Origin of the sequence: Marivivens sp. LCG002 (assembly GCF_030264275.1) — a bacterium.
Classification (GTDB): Bacteria; Pseudomonadota; Alphaproteobacteria; order Rhodobacterales; family Rhodobacteraceae; genus Marivivens.
Genome location: NZ_CP127165.1, coordinates 1506285 through 1522079, shown reverse-complemented (window position 1 = coordinate 1522079; position 15795 = coordinate 1506285). Strand labels below are relative to the sequence as shown.

At 61.5% G+C, this 15795-nt stretch carries 17 protein-coding genes; 10 read left to right on the top strand and 7 right to left on the bottom strand.

The features are described from left to right. Positions 1–7 precede the first annotated feature (7 nt). The 10 genes from QQG91_RS07515 to cysE all read left to right on the top strand — a co-directional run bounded on the left by QQG91_RS07515 (position 8) and on the right by cysE (position 8570). Positions 8–424 (top strand): phage major tail protein, TP901-1 family, encoded by a 417-nt coding sequence (locus tag QQG91_RS07515; RefSeq protein WP_285769609.1) that lies wholly within the window; start codon positions 8–10, stop codon positions 422–424. Continuing rightward, the gene (locus tag QQG91_RS07510) at positions 424–738 is read left to right on the top strand and encodes a gene transfer agent family protein (RefSeq protein ID WP_285769608.1); all 315 of its coding nucleotides are present in this window, start codon (positions 424–426) and stop codon (positions 736–738) included. The genes QQG91_RS07515 and QQG91_RS07510 overlap by 1 nt, the downstream gene beginning before the upstream one ends. A 3-nt stretch (positions 739–741) precedes the next feature. Then, positions 742–927, top strand: a complete 186-nt coding sequence (locus QQG91_RS07505) for a phage tail assembly chaperone (RefSeq protein WP_285769607.1) — start codon at positions 742–744, stop codon at positions 925–927. Continuing rightward, on the top strand, positions 928–1587 hold the full coding sequence (locus QQG91_RS07500) for an RcGTA-type gene transfer agent tail tape measure protein (RefSeq protein WP_285769606.1): 660 nt from the start codon (positions 928–930) through the stop codon (positions 1585–1587). It begins immediately after the preceding gene. Positions 1588–1596: 9 nt separating this feature from the next. After that, positions 1597–2229 carry a DUF2460 domain-containing protein gene (locus QQG91_RS07495; protein ID WP_285769605.1) on the top strand — a complete coding sequence of 211 codons (633 nt, stop codon included), beginning with the start codon at positions 1597–1599 and terminating at the stop codon, positions 2227–2229. Next, positions 2226–3071 (top strand): phage/gene transfer agent baseplate hub protein, encoded by an 846-nt coding sequence (locus tag QQG91_RS07490; protein ID WP_285769604.1) that lies wholly within the window; start codon positions 2226–2228, stop codon positions 3069–3071. Before QQG91_RS07495 ends, QQG91_RS07490 begins: the two co-directional genes overlap by 4 nt. Next, a complete protein-coding gene (locus QQG91_RS07485; RefSeq protein ID WP_285769603.1) occupies positions 3068–3487 on the top strand; it encodes an NlpC/P60 family protein in 420 nt (139 codons plus the stop codon). Before QQG91_RS07490 ends, QQG91_RS07485 begins: the two co-directional genes overlap by 4 nt. 3 nt (positions 3488–3490) lie before the next feature. After that, positions 3491–7351, top strand: a complete 3861-nt coding sequence (locus QQG91_RS07480) for a baseplate multidomain protein megatron (RefSeq protein ID WP_285769602.1) — start codon at positions 3491–3493, stop codon at positions 7349–7351. Beyond that, positions 7351–7644 (top strand): DUF7742 family protein, encoded by a 294-nt coding sequence (locus QQG91_RS07475; protein ID WP_285769601.1) that lies wholly within the window; start codon positions 7351–7353, stop codon positions 7642–7644. The genes QQG91_RS07480 and QQG91_RS07475 overlap by 1 nt, the downstream gene beginning before the upstream one ends. Positions 7645–7742: 98 nt before the next feature. Further along, the gene (gene cysE / locus QQG91_RS07470) at positions 7743–8570 is read left to right on the top strand and encodes a serine O-acetyltransferase (RefSeq protein ID WP_285769600.1); all 828 of its coding nucleotides are present in this window, start codon (positions 7743–7745) and stop codon (positions 8568–8570) included. Here cysE and QQG91_RS07465 read toward each other — a convergent pair. The 7 genes from QQG91_RS07465 to QQG91_RS07435 form a co-directional block, all read right to left on the bottom strand. After that, positions 8555–8890 carry a carboxymuconolactone decarboxylase family protein gene (locus tag QQG91_RS07465; RefSeq protein WP_285769599.1) on the bottom strand — a complete coding sequence of 112 codons (336 nt, stop codon included), beginning with the start codon at positions 8888–8890 and terminating at the stop codon, positions 8555–8557. The genes cysE and QQG91_RS07465 overlap by 16 nt on opposite strands. A gap of 141 nt (positions 8891–9031) precedes the next feature. Then, positions 9032–10333: a pyruvate dehydrogenase complex dihydrolipoamide acetyltransferase gene (locus QQG91_RS07460; RefSeq protein ID WP_285769598.1), complete on the bottom strand. Its 1302-nt coding sequence runs from the start codon at positions 10331–10333 to the stop codon at positions 9032–9034. 12 nt (positions 10334–10345) lie between these two features. Next, positions 10346–11722 carry a pyruvate dehydrogenase complex E1 component subunit beta gene (locus QQG91_RS07455; RefSeq protein ID WP_285769597.1) on the bottom strand — a complete coding sequence of 459 codons (1377 nt, stop codon included), beginning with the start codon at positions 11720–11722 and terminating at the stop codon, positions 10346–10348. 19 nt (positions 11723–11741) lie between these two features. After that, positions 11742–12731, bottom strand: a complete 990-nt coding sequence (gene pdhA, locus QQG91_RS07450) for a pyruvate dehydrogenase (acetyl-transferring) E1 component subunit alpha (protein WP_285769596.1) — start codon at positions 12729–12731, stop codon at positions 11742–11744. Positions 12732–12956: 225 nt separating this feature from the next. Further along, positions 12957–13256: an FtsB family cell division protein gene (locus tag QQG91_RS07445; protein ID WP_285769595.1), complete on the bottom strand. Its 300-nt coding sequence runs from the start codon at positions 13254–13256 to the stop codon at positions 12957–12959. Between the two features lie 143 nt (positions 13257–13399). Continuing rightward, complete coding sequence (locus QQG91_RS07440; protein ID WP_285769594.1) at positions 13400–14329, bottom strand: class I fructose-bisphosphate aldolase; 930 nt, start codon at positions 14327–14329, stop codon at positions 13400–13402. A 226-nt stretch (positions 14330–14555) separates the two neighbouring features. Beyond that, complete coding sequence (locus QQG91_RS07435) at positions 14556–15734, bottom strand: phosphoglycerate kinase (RefSeq protein WP_285769593.1); 1179 nt, start codon at positions 15732–15734, stop codon at positions 14556–14558. Between the last annotated feature and the right edge of the window lie 61 nt (positions 15735–15795).

Below are 15795 nucleotides of genomic sequence, written 5' to 3'. Positions count from 1 at the left end.
GATTCCAATGGGTGCGCAAAATGGCAAAGACCTTCTTCTCAAGATCGACATGACGGGCGACGGCCAATTCGAAACCGTGGCGGGGCTGCGGGCCACGCGGCTCAATTTCAATGCCGAAACGGTCGATGTAACCTCGCTCGAAAGTGCGGGCGGCTGGCGCGAGCTTTTGGGCGGTGCAGGTGTGCGCTCGGCCTCTCTCTCGGGATCGGGCGTGTTCAAGGATGCTTCGACCGACGCGCGCGCACGGCAGATTTTCTTTGACGGGATCACGCCCGATTTTCAGGTGATCATCCCGGATTTCGGCACGATCGAGGGGCCGTTCCAGATCACCTCACTCGAATATGCAGGCAGCTATAACGGCGAGGCGACCTATGAGCTTTCGCTGGCCTCTGCGGGTGCACTCGGCTTCTCGGCGGCGGTCTGATGGCGAACGCTTGGGCAGGCGAGGTCACGGTCACGCTCGACGGCGTGCCGCATCTTTGCAAATTGACCTTGGGCGCCTTGGCCGAGCTCGAGACCGAGCTTGGCGAAGGCTCGCTCGTCGCTCTGGTGGAACGGTTCGAAAGCGGTGCGTTCTCGGGGCGCGATGTTCTCGCGCTTCTGGTTGCGGGTCTGCGCGGCGGCGGCTGGCGCGGCACGGCTGCCGATCTTTTGACCACCGACATCGAGGACGGGCCGATCAAGTCCGCCCAAGCGGCGGCGCGGCTCCTTGCGCTCGCCTTCGGCGCCGAGGCCTAGGCGATGGACTGGGGCGCTTTGCGGCGGATCGGTCTTTGCCAGCTCGGGCTGAGACCTGCGGACTTTTGGGCGCTGACCCCGATCGAGCTTTTGCTCATGTTGGGCGTCGATCCAGGTCTTTCCCCGATGGGGCGCAGCCGCTTGGCCGAACTTGAACGGCTTTATCCCGACCAATCAAAGGAAACCTAGATGAGCACAAGAGACGACATTGAAGCGCTCGAGGACCGTGTGTCCGATCTGAGCAAAACGCTGGATACGGCCACGGGCATGACCTCGGCCTTTAGCGAGGAACTGACCCGTGTGCAGGGCTCGCTCGGTTCTGTGACGCGCGATCTGGGCAAACTGGAGCGCGGGTTCTCGAGCGGTCTTAAACGCGCGGTCGACGGGCTTGTGATTGACGGGCGCTCGCTGGGTGATGTGCTCACAGGGCTGGGCCAGACCATGGCCAAGACCGCCTATGATGCCGCGATGAAGCCCGTTACCGATCATTTCGGCGGGCTTTTGGCGTCGGGTCTCAATGCTGCTGTCTCGGGACTCATGCCCTTTGCCAAGGGCGGGAGCTTTTCGCAGGGGCGCGTGATGCCCTTTGCCAAAGGCGGTGTCGTCAGCTCCCCAGTGAGCTTTCCCCTGCGCGGCGCGACGGGGCTTATGGGCGAAGCAGGGCCGGAAGCGATCATGCCGCTCAGGCGCGGCCCCGACGGCAGTCTTGGCGTTGCGGCCCAGACGGGCGCTGCCCCGCAGATCACCATCAACATCGCCACGCCCGATGTGGCGGGGTTCCAACGCTCCAAGTCCCAGATTGCCGCGCAAATGGCGCGCGCGCTCGGGCAGGGCACCAAGAACCGATAGGAGGACGCCATGGCGTTTCATGATATACGCTTTCCCGTCGCGCTCAGCTTCGGATCGCTCGGCGGTCCTGAGCGGCGCACCGATGTGGTCACGCTTGCGAGCGGCTTTGAAGAGCGCAACACCCCGTGGGAACATTCCCGCCGCCGCTATGACGCGGGGGTGGGGCTTCGCTCGCTCGAGGATGTCGAGGCCGTCGTTGCGTTTTTCGAGGCGCGGCGCGGGCGGTTGCACGGGTTTCGCTGGAAGGATTGGTCGGACTATCGCTCGGCCCGTCATGGCCGCGACACCACCGCCGAGGATCAGGAAATCGGGCGCGGTGACGATGTCCAGAGGGTGTTCCAACTGGTGAAATCCTATCGCTCGGGGGATGCTGTCTATACCCGCCCGATCCGCAAACCCGTGGCCGGAACGGTGCGCGTGGCCCTGAGCGGCATCGAGCTTGTCGAAGGGGTGGAGTTCACGGTCGATCATGGCGCGGGACTCGTCAGCTTTGTGAATGCACCCGACAGCGGCGCGGTCATCACGGCCGGCTTTGATTTCGATGTGCCCGTCCGTTTTGACACCGATATTATCCAGGTCTCGGTCGCGAGTTTCAACGCAGGCCAGATCCCCGATATTCCGGTGATCGAGGTGCGGGTATGAGCGCGGCGACCACCTATTGCCGTGCATGGCAAATCACCCGCAAGGACGGGATCGCCCTTGGGTTTACCGACCACGATCTGCCTCTGGCCTTTGACGATGTCATCTTTCGCCCCGACCGCGGATTGACGGCGTCCGCGCTCCAGTCGGCCACGGGTCTTTCGGTCGACAACACCGAGGCAGAGGGCGTGCTTGGTGATCCTGATCTCGGGCAAGAGATCGTGGATGCGGGGCTTCTTGATGGGGCCGAGGTCCTTTGTTTTCGGGTGGATTGGCAAAATCCGTCCGACCGCAAGATCCTCTTTCGTGGCGAGATCGGGGACCTGACGCTCAAGGGCAATCGCTTTACCGCAGAGCTGCGCAGCATGAGTGAAAAGCTCAACGTCCCGACGGGGCGGCTTTATCACAGGGAATGCGCTGCGGTGCTCGGGGACGCTATGTGCAAAGTCGATACCCGTGATGCGGCCTTTTCGACCGAGGTCGTGGTGCTCGCCCTCCATTCGGGCGGGGCCGTAACGTTCGATGGTTTGGGCGGATACGCTAGCGGGTGGTTCGCACAGGGCCGCGCCGAGGTGCTCGAAGGAGCGCGACAGGGTGCGCGCTCGGTGATCAAGGCCGATCACGGCACGGGGCAGGACAGGCTTGTCTCGCTTTGGGATGACCTCGGGCTGGTCGTCGGGGATCGGGTGCGGTTGATCGCGGGGTGCGACCGCATGGCGCGAACCTGCCGCACAAAGTTCGCGAACTTTCTCAACTTTCGCGGCTTTCCCGATATTCCGGGCGAGGACTGGCTCATGCAGGTGCCGCAGCGCAGCCGCTTTGTCGATGGCGGGAGCCTTCGGTGAACGCCGTGGTGCGCGAGGCGCGCGACTGGATCGGAACGCCTTTCGTCCATCAGGGGCGCAGCAAAGGCGCGGGGTGCGATTGTCTCGGACTGGTGCTCGGGGTTCTGGAGCGGTGCGGCCACAGCTTTGCCGTTCCCACCTATCCCGAGGATTGGCAGTGTGCAGACGATATATTTCTTTACAATGGCTTGCTGGTCAATCTTGAACAAGTATCTCAAGATTTGAGCGCGGGCCAGTTGCTCGGGTTCGCCCTGCGTCCGAGGGGGCCGCTTCAGCATATCGGCATCCTGTCCCAAACTGCGCCCATCCCGCGCTTTGTCCATGCTTACGGCACGCACGGCGTGGTCGAGAGTGCACTGACCGACGCGTGGCAACGACGGATCGTTGCCCGATTTGAACTTCCAACTGGAGACTGAACAATGGCGACGATAGCTCTTTCGGCACTTGGCATGGCAATCGGCGGCTCGGTCGGGGGATCGGTGCTTGGCCTTTCCATGGCGGCCATCGGTCGGGCCGTCGGGGCGAGTGTCGGCCAGATGATCGACCACAAACTCATGGGCCTTGGGGCCGAGCCGGTGGAAAGCGGACGTCTGGACCGCCTGCGCTTGACGGGTGCGAGCGAAGGGTCGAGCATTGCGCGGCTTTATGGTCAGACGCGCATCGCGGGTCAGGTAATCTGGGCTTCGCGGTTTCAGGAACATTCGGACACGCGGACTTCGGGAAAGTTCGGCCCCGAGGTCACGCAATACGGCTATTCGATCAGCCTCGCCATCGCCCTCTGCGAGGGGGTCATTTCGGGGATCGGTCGCATCTGGGCCGATGGCACCGAGATTGCTCCGTCCTCGCTCACCCTGCGACTTTACCGCGGGGACGAGGACCAGCTCCCCGATCCGAGGATCGAGGCGGTCGAGGGCCAAGGCACCGTGCCCGCCTATCGCGGGATCGCCTATGTGGTGATCGAGGATTTGCCCTTGGGGGCGTTCGGTAATCGGGTCCCGCAGTTCACCTTTGAAGTCACCCGTCCCGGTCCCGAGGATGCCCCGCTCGAGACGCGGGATATTGCGCATATGGTGCGCGGGGTCGCCTTGATGCCCGGCACGGGCGAATATGCGCTTTCGACGGGTAAGGCACTGATTGAAAAGGGGTTCGGGGATTACCTAGCGGTCAATGAAAACTCGGCGTCTGGCGAAAGCGATCTTGAAACATCGCTGGGTGCGCTCGAAGTTGCGCTTCCTGCGGCCAAGTCGGTCTCGCTCATCGTGTCGTGGTTCGGGGATGATCTGCGCTGCGGCGCATGCACCCTGCGCCCCAAGGTCGAGCAGAACACGCGCGATGCCATAGACATGCCGTGGAGAGTCTCGGGACTTGAGCGCGAGACCGCGGGGATCGTCCCGATTGAAAACGGCCGTCCCGTCTATGGCGGCACCCCCACGGATCAATCGGTGCTCGAAGCTCTTGCTGCGCTCAAGGCGCGGGGGATGAGGGCGATGTTCTATCCCTTTATCCTCATGGAGCAGATGGCGGGCAATACGCTTGTCGATCCATGGAGCGGCGAGGCGGGGCAACCACATCTTCCGTGGCGCGGACGGATCACGACCAGCCTTGCGCCGAGCCTTGACGGAACGCCAGACGGAACGACGACCGCCGAGCAAGAGGTCGCGGCGTTTTTCGGCATGGCAAGCGCTGCGGATTTCGCCGTGATCGACGGCAAAGTGATTTATGACGGGCCCGAGGAATGGTCCTATCGCAGGTTCATTTTGCACTATGCGCATCTGTGCAAGATTGCGGGCGGCGTCGAGAGCTTTTGCATCGGGTCGGAAATGCGCAGTCTGACACAGGTGCGCGGCGCGGGAGGACGCTTTCCGGCGGTCGAGGCTCTGATCGGGCTGGCCCAAGAGGTCAGGGCCATCCTCGGTCCCTCGACCAAGATCGGTTATGCCGCCGACTGGAGCGAGTATCACGGCTATCAACCGCATGGGACGGCGGACAAGATCTTTCATCTCGACCCGCTCTGGGCTTCGGAAGCGATCGATTTCATCGGTATCGACAACTATATGCCGCTCTCGGACTGGCGCGATGGCGAAGCGCATCTCGATGCGGGTTATGGCTCTGTCTACAACCTCGACTATTTGCGCGCCAATGTTGCGGGCGGCGAGGGGTTCGACTGGTTCTATCATTCGCCCGAAGCACGTGCCGCCCAGATCAGAACGCCGATCACCGATGCCCATAACGAGCCTTGGGTCTGGCGGTATAAGGATCTTGTCGGTTGGTGGTCGCATCCGCATCACAACCGCATCAACGGAGCACGCGCGGCAGATGCTACGCCTTGGGTGCCGCGCTCCAAACCCATTGTCTTTACCGAGCTTGGTTGCGCGGCGATCCATCGCGGCACCAACCAGCCCAATAAATTCGTCGATCCGAAATCCTCGGAATCGCAAGTGCCTTATCATTCGAACGGTCAGCGCGATGATGTGATCCAGCTCCAGTATTTGCGGGCCATGCATCTGCATTTTGCCCAAAGCGCGAACAATCCCGTCTCGGATGTCTATGGAGGCGCGATGGTGGATATGGAGCGGGCGCATGTCTGGGCTTGGGATGCACGGCCGTTTCCGTTTTTCCCCGCCCACGAGGCGCTATGGTCCGATGGGCCGAACTACGAGCTTGGCCATTGGCTGAACGGGCGTGCAAGCGCGCGGAGCCTTGCCTCTGTGGTAGCCGAGATTTGTGCCGAAGCAGGTGTGGCTCCGATTGATGTCTCGCGGCTCTATGGGGTTGTGCGCGGTTATGCGGTGGACCGCACCCAGAGTTATCGTGCTTTGCTCCAGCCCTTGATGCTGGCCTATGGGTTCGACGCCTTTGAACGGGACGGGATATTGCATTTCGTCTCGCGCGGGCACGGGGTTGCGCTTGCGCTTGATCCGCAAACTCTGGTTGCGCGGGACGGGGGCGAGGCCCCGATCGAGCGCACCCGCACGCGAGAGGCTGAGATTTCGGGCCGCGTGCGTGTCGCCTATCTCGAAGGCGGGGGGGATTACGCTGTGCGAGCAAGCGAGGCCGCCTTTGCCGACGAGGAGGGCACCAGCCTTTCGGAAACCGAATTGCCGCTTGTGCTCACGCCTGCCGAGGCGCGTCGTATGGCCGAGCGCTGGCTGTCCGAGGCGCGGCGTGCGCGCGAAACGGTGCAGTTCGCGCTTCCACTGTCGAGGATCGACATCGGGGCGGGCGATGTGGTGCGGCTTGAAGCGCGAGAGTATCGCGTTGATCGGGTCGAGCTGACGCAGTATCTCGAGATTGTGGCAACCGAGGTCGCCCGAACGGACGCCATCGCGCCGCAGATCGAGGCGGACCCCGCCAAGGTCGCGCTGCCTGCCGCGCCTTTGCCTGTGGTTGGGGCCTTGATCGACCTTCCGCAAACGCCTTTTGGCGAGGGGCCGCATTTCGCCGCGAGTTCGGCGCAATGGTCCGAAGGCGTCGCTCTTTATCGGTCGGGCGATGGGGCCAGCTATCAGCTTTGGCAAAGCCTGTCGCAACGGTCGGTGATCGGGCGGTTTGGCGCTCCGCTTGCAGCGGGGCGGGCGGACCTGTGGGATCGCAGCAGGGGCACAACGGTCGAGCTTGTGTCGGGCACACTCGCCTCGGTGGGCGAGGCGGCCGTCCTTGGGGGGGCGAATTATGCCGCGATCGGAGACGGGCATCCCGATACTTGGGAAATCGTGCAATTCGCCTTTGCCGAGGTGATCGCCCCCAAAACCTATCGCATTGCGCGGCTTCTACGCGGACGGTTCGGCACGGCGGTGCGATCGCATGGGCCGAATGCTTTGTTCGTGCTCTTGCCGAATGGGGTCACGCTGCTCCCTTGGTCATCCTCGCTGCGCGATACGCTTGTGCATCTGAGCTATGGACCAAGTGGGGCGGTGCGCGGCGGGCCGACCTATCGCAATGACGCCGTGATTTTGCGGGACGTGAGGCAGCGGCCTTTCCGTGTCTGCCATATCAAAGCAAAACGGCGTGGGGGTGTTCTTGATCTAGCGTGGGTGCGCCAGACCAGAAGCGACGGTGAGAGCTGGACCGCGCTCGAAGTGCCTTTGGGCGAAGAGCGTGAACTTTATCAGGTCAAACTCTTTGCGGGCGGCGCTTTGGTGCGCGATGTCACGTGCGAAACGCCAAGCCTGAGCCTGTCGCTCGAAGGGCTCGCCACGGGACCCGCAACAGTTCAGGTTATGCAGCTGTCGCAAAGCTTTGGTCCGGGTCTGCCCCTTGATCTCGGGGTGGTGCTCTGATGCGGCCGCTTCTGGTGGGGGACATCGACTTTGCGCATCGGGCTGTTCTGGCGCAGCCCGAAGAGGAGTGGCGGGCATTCCTGAAACATTTGATCACAGCGGCGGACGAGGCCGAGGCCTATCGCAAACACAACGATGCCCCGCATCCCGACTATGGCACAGGGAGCCTTATGGCGGTTGCGCTTCGTCACAAACAGGACGGCAGTTCAATGGTTTATACCGAAAAAACATGTCGCGCTATGATCACGGTTCTCGAGGTCCTGATCGAGATGCAAAAGACCCGCGACCCTTGATTTTCGCCTATCGGAGGAATACCTCAGACGCTCACACCTTTGTTCTTGGCGCAATCGCGCTATCTGGGGTAAACTGAGATATAACGAAAGGGTCCGCCATGGCTAATCCGAAGACGAATGTTGCTCCCGTCGATCCCGTTTGGGACCGCATCTGTCTTGAAGCAGAGGAAGCCGTGCGCGCCGAACCCCTTATGGGTGCTTTGCTCCATCAGGGCATCTTGCACCACTCCTCGTTCGAACGGGCGCTGGCCTATCGCATGTCGATGAAGCTTGCTTCGTCCGACATGTCCGAGCAGATTTTGCGCGAAATCGCGGATGAGGCCTATACCGCCGATCCGTCGATCACTGCTGCGGCAAGGGCCGATCTTGCCGCAGTGTTCGAGCGTGATCCCGCGTGCCATCGCTATATCCAGCCGCTTCTTTACTTCAAAGGCTATCAGGCGGTTCAGGCCTATCGTCTGGGCCACTGGCTCTGGACCGAAGGACGCCATGATCTTGCGTATTTCCTCCAGATGCGCGTGTCCGAAGCCTTTGGCGTCGATATTCACCCCGCCGCCCGTATCGGCAAGGGGATCATGATCGATCACGCGCATTCCATCGTTGTCGGTGAAACCGCTGTGGTCGGGGATAACGTGTCTATGCTCCATTCGGTGACACTCGGCGGAACCGGCAAAGAAGAGGAAGACCGTCATCCCAAGATCGGCAACGGCGTCCTGATCGGCGCCGGTGCCAAGGTTCTTGGCAATATCAAGGTCGGGGATCGCAGCCGTATCGCGGCCGGTTCCGTGGTGCTCGAAGATGTGCCGTGCTGCAAAACCGTTGCGGGCGTGCCTGCGCGGATCGTCGGCGAGGCGGGCTGCGACCAGCCCTCCATCGCCATGGATCAGACGCTTCGTCGTTGCAAAGGCGATCAGGCCGAGAGCTGATCGAAGGCTTCGAGCGCCTTCATACCATACATATAGGCGGGACCACCGCCCATCATGACGCAGAGGCCGATGGTCTCTGCGACCTCTTCGCGCGACGCACCCGCTTTGATCGCACCGCGCATGTGAAAGCCGATGCAATCGGCGCAGTGGGTCATGATGCCGACGACCACGGCCTGAAGCTCTTTGTGCTTGGTGCTGAGGGCGCCGTCCGAAAGCGCGGCCTTGTGCATCTGGGTAAAGGCCGCCCCTGCATCGGGGTGCAAGGCGCGAAAGCTCTTGGTCAGTTCGGTGGTGTGGGCGAGTTCTGCTTTCCAGTCCATAATAGGCTCCGTCGTTGAATTGGCTTCTTCCTAGCCTTCGGGACGGTGGCGGACTTTGCGATAGATCAATTATTCCACATGTTTTGCAAAAGAAAAACGCCCCCGAAAACCGGAGGCGTTTCAATGCGTTGCAAGCCGTTCTTAGGCGAGCATACCGATCGGGTTCTCAAGGTTCGACTTGATCGCCTCGAGAAGCTGCGCGCCCAAGGCCCCATCGATGACACGGTGATCGACCGAAAGCGTGACCGACATGACGGTTGCGACCTTGATCTGGTCATCCGCGCCGACAACCGGCTTCTTCACACCTGCACCGACGGCAAGGATACCCGAATGCGGCGGGTTGATGATGGCGTCGAAGTTGTCGATGCCGAACATCCCGAGGTTCGAGATCGCGAAGGAGCCGCCCTGATATTCATGGGGGGCGAGCTTGCGGTCACGGGCACGCTTGGCAAGGTCCTTCATCTCGGCCGAGAGGGCGGAAAGGGTCTTGCTGTCCGAGTTCTTGAGCACGGGCGTGAAGAGACCGCCTTCGATGGCGACGGCCACAGCCACGTCCGATTTCTTGAACTTGAGCACGCGGTCACCCGCCCAGACGGCGTTCGCCTCGGGGACTTGCTGGAGCGCGAGCGCACAGGCCTTGATGATGAAGTCATTTACCGAAAGCTTGACGCCGCGGTCTCCGAGCTTGGCATTGAGCTGTGCACGGAAGGCGAGAAGCTCGTCGAGCTCGATGTCGCGGCGCAGATAGAAGTGCGGGACCGACTGCTTGGCCTCGGTGAGGCGGGCAGCGATGGTCTTGCGCATTCCGTCGAGTTTGACCTCTTCGAACTCGGTGCCTGCATACATCTTGAGGACCGTGTCGGTGGAGGGACCTTGCGCCACTGCGGCGGCAGCGGGTGCAGCGGCGGCAGGCGCAGAAGCGGCGGGGGCAGCGGAAGCCTTGGGCGCAGCGGTCGCGCCTTCGACGTCGGCCTTGACGATGCGGCCATGCGGACCTGTGCCCGAGATCGCCGTCAGGTCAAGACCCCTTTGCGAGGCAATGCGGCGCGCCAGCGGCGAGGCAAAGACACGATTGCCGTCCTTGGCAGGTGCAGCAGGCGCAGGGGCAGCGGCGGGAGCCGAAGCCTCTGCCGCCGCAGGGGCGGCCTCGGCTTTGGCTGCGGCAGGCGCCGCGGTTGCGCCAGCGGCAGGAACCTCTTCGCCTTCCTCAATGAGGATGGCGATCAGCTGGTTCACTTTGACGCCTTCGGTGCCTTCGGCCACGACGATCTTGCCGATGATGCCTTCGTCAACGGCTTCGAACTCCATCGTGGCTTTGTCGGTTTCGATCTCGGCGATGACGTCACCCGATTTTACGGTGTCGCCTTCTTTGACGTTCCATTTCGCAAGCGTGCCTTCCTCCATCGTGGGGGAGAGGGCGGGCATGAGAATTTCAGTAGCCATGATCCGGTCTCCTTAGCGGTAGGTCACTTTTTTCACCGCTTCGATCACCTCGGCGGTGGTCACAAGCGCGTGCTTTTCAAGGTTGGCGGCATAGGGCATGGGCACGTCTTTGCCCGTGCAGTTCAGGACAGGCGCATCGAGGTAATCGAACGCGTTTTCCATCACATAGGCCGAGAGGTGGTTGCCGATCGAGCCGACGGGCCAGCCTTCTTCGACGGTGATCATGCGGTTGGTCTTCATGACCGATGCAATCACGGTGTCGTAGTCGAGCGGGCGCAGGGTGCGCAGGTCGATCACCTCGGCGTCGATGCCTTCCTCGGCAAGCTTTGCCGCGGCTTCCAGAGCATAGGTCATGCCGATGCCGAAGGAGACGATGGTCACATCGTTACCAGCGCGGGCGATTTTGGCCTTGCCGAAGGGAATGGTGAAATCGTCGAGCACCGGAACCTCGAAGGACTTGCCGTAGAGGATTTCGTTCTCGAGGAAGATCACGGGGTTCGGATCGCGGATCGCGGTTTTCATCAGGCCTTTGTAGTCGGATGCCGAATAGGGCATGACGACCTTGAGACCCGGGATTTGCGCATACCAAGCGGCGTAGTCCTGAGAGTGCTGTGCGCCGACGCGGGCAGCAGCACCGTTCGGACCACGGAACACCATCGGAGCCCCCATCTGGCCGCCCGACATATAGAGCGTCTTGGCCGCAGAGTTGATCAGGTGGTCGATGGCCTGCATGGCGAAGTTGAAGGTCATGAATTCAACGATGGGCTTGAGGCCGCCAAAGGCAGCGCCCGTGGCGATCCCCGCAAAACCGTGCTCGGTGATCGGAGTGTCGATCACGCGCTTGGGGCCGAATTCGTCGAGCATCCCTTGGGAGATTTTGTAGGCGCCTTGGTATTCGCCGACTTCTTCGCCCATGAGGAAAACGTTCTCGTCGCGGCGCATCTCTTCGGCCATGGCGTCACGGAGCGCTTCGCGGACGGTCTGGGTCTTGGTCTCGGTGCCTTCGGGCCAATCGGGGGTCTGATCGACCTTTGGGGCGGCAGGGGCTGCGGCTTTGGCAGGAGCCGAAGCCTCGACCGCCGCAGGGGCGGCTTCGGTTTCGGCTGCGGCAGGCGCCGCGGTTGCGCCGGCGGCAGGGACCTCTTCGCCGTCTTCGACGAAGATCGCGATGGGGGTGTTGACCTTGACGCCTTCGGTGCCGGCCTCGATCAGAAGCTTGCCGACGATGCCTTCGTCGACGGCCTCGAATTCCATCGTGGCTTTGTCGGTTTCGATCTCGGCGATGATGTCGCCCGATTTGACGGCGTCACCCTCTTTGACCAGCCATTTGGCCAGAGTGCCTTCTTCCATGGTCGGAGAGAGAGCGGGCATGAGAATTTCGGTTGCCATTGTATGTCCTCCCTCGACCTTAGGCGTAAATATCGGTCCAGAGCTCGGAAAGCTCGGGCTCGGGGCTGTTTTTCGCGAATTCGGCGGATTCGTTCACGATGTCTTTGATATCCTTGTCGATCTTTTTCAGATCGTCCTCGGAGGCGTGGCCGCCCGTGAGCAGGATCGAACGGACTTGCTCGATCGGGTCACGCTCTTCGCGCATCTTTTGCACTTCTTCGCGGGTCCGGTATTTTGCGGGGTCCGACATCGAGTGGCCGCGGTAACGGTAGGTTTTCACTTCGAGAATGTAGGGGCCTTTGCCCGCGCGGCAGTGGGCAACGGCGCGCTCGCCTGCCTCTTTTACTGCAAGCACCGACATGCCGTCCACTTCTTCGCCCGCGATGCCGTAGGCTTCGCCGCGCTTCCACAGGGCAGGGGATTTGGTCGAGCGGGCGACCGAGGTGCCCATCGCATATTGGTTGTTCTCGATCACGAAGATCACGGGAAGGTCCCAGAGCTGGGCCATGTTGTAGGTCTCGTAGACCTGACCCTGGTTGGCCGCACCGTCCCCGAAATAGGCGAAGGTGACGTTGTCGTTGCCCTTGTATTTGTCCGAGAAGGCAAGACCCGCGCCAAGCGGCACCTGAGCGCCGACGATGCCGTGGCCGCCGTAGAAGTGTTTTTCCTTGGAGAACATGTGCATCGAGCCGCCCTTACCTTTGGAATAGCCACCTTCGCGGCCGGTAAGTTCTGCCATCACGCCGTTCGCTTCCATGCCGCAAGCGAGCATGTGCCCGTGGTCGCGGTAAGAGGTGACGCGCTTGTCACCCTCTTTGGTGCAGGCTTCGAGGCCGACGACGACCGCTTCCTGGCCGATGTAGAGGTGACAGAAGCCGCCGATCAGACCCATGCCGTAGAGCTGGCCTGCCTTTTCTTCGAAGCGGCGGATGAGAAGCATTTCACGGTAATATCCAAGAAGTTCTTCTGCGGATACGTTTGCCTGTGCGGCTGGCTTTTTCGCGGCCATAGGTCCTCCGTCCTGAGATGGCGAAATAGTTTAGCGTTAAACTATCTCTTAAACCATTTGGCGCCGGAAAGCGAGTATCAATATCGGGTGCGCGCACATAGGAGGTTTGCGTCAGGCGCAAACCAGTCCAAGAGCCACGTTTTATTGGGTGGAGGAGGGAGGGGCGCTGCCCCTCTGCGCCTTTGGCGCATTCACCCCGGGATATTTGGGGCACAAAGGCAAGGCTCAGCGGATGACGATTTCGTCGGCGCGGATCATGCCCAGAACGTCGCGCGCGCGTTCATCGAGAAGGTCGAGGTCGAGATAGGTGTCCGAGAGGCGATGGGTCAGATTTTCCATTCGCGCGACCTGTGCGTTGATGGCGTCGAGGTCCTGCTGAAGCTTTTTGCCTTCGGCGGTGACTTCGGCGCGTTTGAACACCCCGTAATCCCCCTGCACGGCGGCAAAGGTAAAATAGAGGCCCAGAAGGATGGCACCCAAGAAATAGATGAGGGACCCGAGAGAAGGTCTGCTGTGACGGTTCATTTTCTGCCTCTTTTTCCGCGTCTTACGCGCGGTAGGGCTAGAATCGCACATCTGATTCGTTTTGTGAATCCCCTAATTCGTATATTTTCAAGAAAAAATGGCCTCCGCAGCGGGAGGCCATTCGAGCAGGGGATCGGCGCGGATCAGGCTTTGCCGCGGTAGATATGAACAAGCTTTTGCAGCATGTGCAGGGCTTCGCCGCGCTCGCGCTGGAAAGAGTTGCGCCCGATGATCGAGCCGTTGCCGCCGCCGTCGCGGATTGCGCGGGCATCGTCATAGACGCTGTTGGCGCCTTTCTTTGCGCCGCCCGAGAAGACGACGATGCGGCGGCCGCCAAAGGAGGCGTCCATGCAGTGACGCACGCGGGCGGCTTGGGTTGCGATGTCGATCTTCTGGTCCTCGTAGACTTTCTTTGCCTCGGGGAGCATCAGGTGATCGGTCGAGAGTTTGATCTTGATGATATGGGCCCCAATGAGGGCGGCAATCTGGGCGGCATAGGCTGCGACGTCGATCGCGGTTTCGCCGTCTTTGGTGATGGCTTCGCCGCGCGGATAGGACCAGATCACGGTGGCCACGCCTTTGGCAGCGGCTTCTTTGCGCATCTCGACGATTTCTTCATACATGTCGAGCTGGGCGTCCGAGCCGGGATAGATAGTGAAGCCGATGGCCGAACAGCCCAGACGCAGCGCGTCATCGACCGAGGCGGTCACGGCCTGATTCTTGCCGCAGGTGTCGGACATGAGCGAGTTGGCGGAGTTGACCTTGAGGATCGTCGGGATCTGGCCTGCGAATGTGTCGGCGCCTGCCTCGATCATCCCGAGGGGTGCGGCATAGGCGTTGAGACCTGCGTCGATCGCAAGCTGGTAGTGGTAGTGGGGGTCATATCCGCCGGGGTTGGGGGCAAAGGTGCGGGCGGGGCCGTGCTCGAACCCCTGATCGACGGGAAGGATGATCATCTTGCCGGTGCCGCCCAGTTTGCCGGTCATCAGCATGCGGGCGAGGTTGGCTTTGACGCCCGGCGTCTCGCCTTCGTAGTTTGCGAGGATTTTCTGGACGATCTTGGTGGTCTTCATGGTCAGAGCCCTTTGGGTTGCGGTGGCCGTTCTAGGGCTGGCGTAGGGGGCGCTTTGCGGTTGTGCAAGATTGTTAGCGCAACCGTCCAAATTGTTAGCGCAACCAAGCGACTTGAGCGCTAACATATTGGGAATAATCAGGAAAATTTATAAAAGAATGATGTTTTTTGACACAAAAAAGCCCGCGCGAAGGCGGGCTTTGATGGGTTTGCGTCAAAGGGTGGAATCAGGCTTCGAGAGCCGCAACACCGGGGAGGGTTTTGCCTTCCATCCATTCGAGGAAGGCGCCGCCTGCCGTCGAGATATAGGTGAAGTCCTCTGCTGCGCCCGCTTGGTTGAGGGCTGCGACCGTGTCACCGCCACCTGCGACCGAAATCAGCTTGCCCGCTTTGGAGAGCGTTGCGGCCTTGGCGGCGGCGGCGTTGGTGGCGGCGTCAAACGGGGTAATCTCGAACGCGCCGAGCGGGCCGTTCCAGACCAGCGTTTTGGCCTTGTCCAGCACGTCCGAGATATAGGCCACGGTTGCGGGGCCTGCATCGAGGATCATGGCGTCTGCGGGGCAGGCATCGGGCGCGACGGTTTCATTGGCCGCACCTGCCTTGAATTCACGGGCGACGACGACATCGCGGGGCAGGATGATTTCGCAGCCTGCAGCCTTGGCCTTGTCGAGGATATCGAGAGCGGTCTGGGCGAGGTCATGCTCGCAGAGCGATTTGCCGACATTCACGCCTTGGGCCGCGAGGAAGGTATTGGCCATGCCGCCACCGATGACAAGATGGTCCACCTTGCCGACGAGGTTGCCAAGGAGATCGAGCTTGGTCGACACTTTGGCGCCGCCGACGACAGCGACCACGGGGCGCGCGGGGGTGCCGAGCGCTTTGTCCAGAGCGCCAAGCTCTTCGGCCATCAGGCGGCCAGCGCAGGAGGGAAGGAGATGGGCCACGCCTTCGGTCGAGGCATGAGCGCGGTGCGCGGCGGAAAAGGCGTCGTTGACGTAGACATCACCCAGCGAGGCAAGGAATTTTGCCATCATCGGGTCGTTCTTTTCTTCCATCGGGGAAAAGCGGGTGTTTTCCACAAGAACCACAGTGCCCTTGGGAAGCGCGGCAAGTTCGTCGCCCGAGGGTTTTTCGACGAAGGTGACAGAGGTGCCGAGCGCCGCCTCGAGCGCGGGCAGGGTGACGCGCAGGCTCATTTCGGGGACGGGCTGACCCTTGGGGCGGCCGAAATGCGCCAGCAGGATCGGCGTGCCGCCCATGGCGACGATATCCTTGATGGTGGGCACGATACGGTCGATGCGGCTTGTGTCGGTGACGCGGCCTTCTTCGACGGGCACGTTGATATCCACGCGCACCAGAACGCGTTTGCCGTCAAGATCCATGTCGTCAAGAGTTTTCCAAGCCATCCGAACCTCCGTAGTTTAGCGATAGCGCTTTGTTCGTAACCGTCCTCACGCCAAGGTCAAG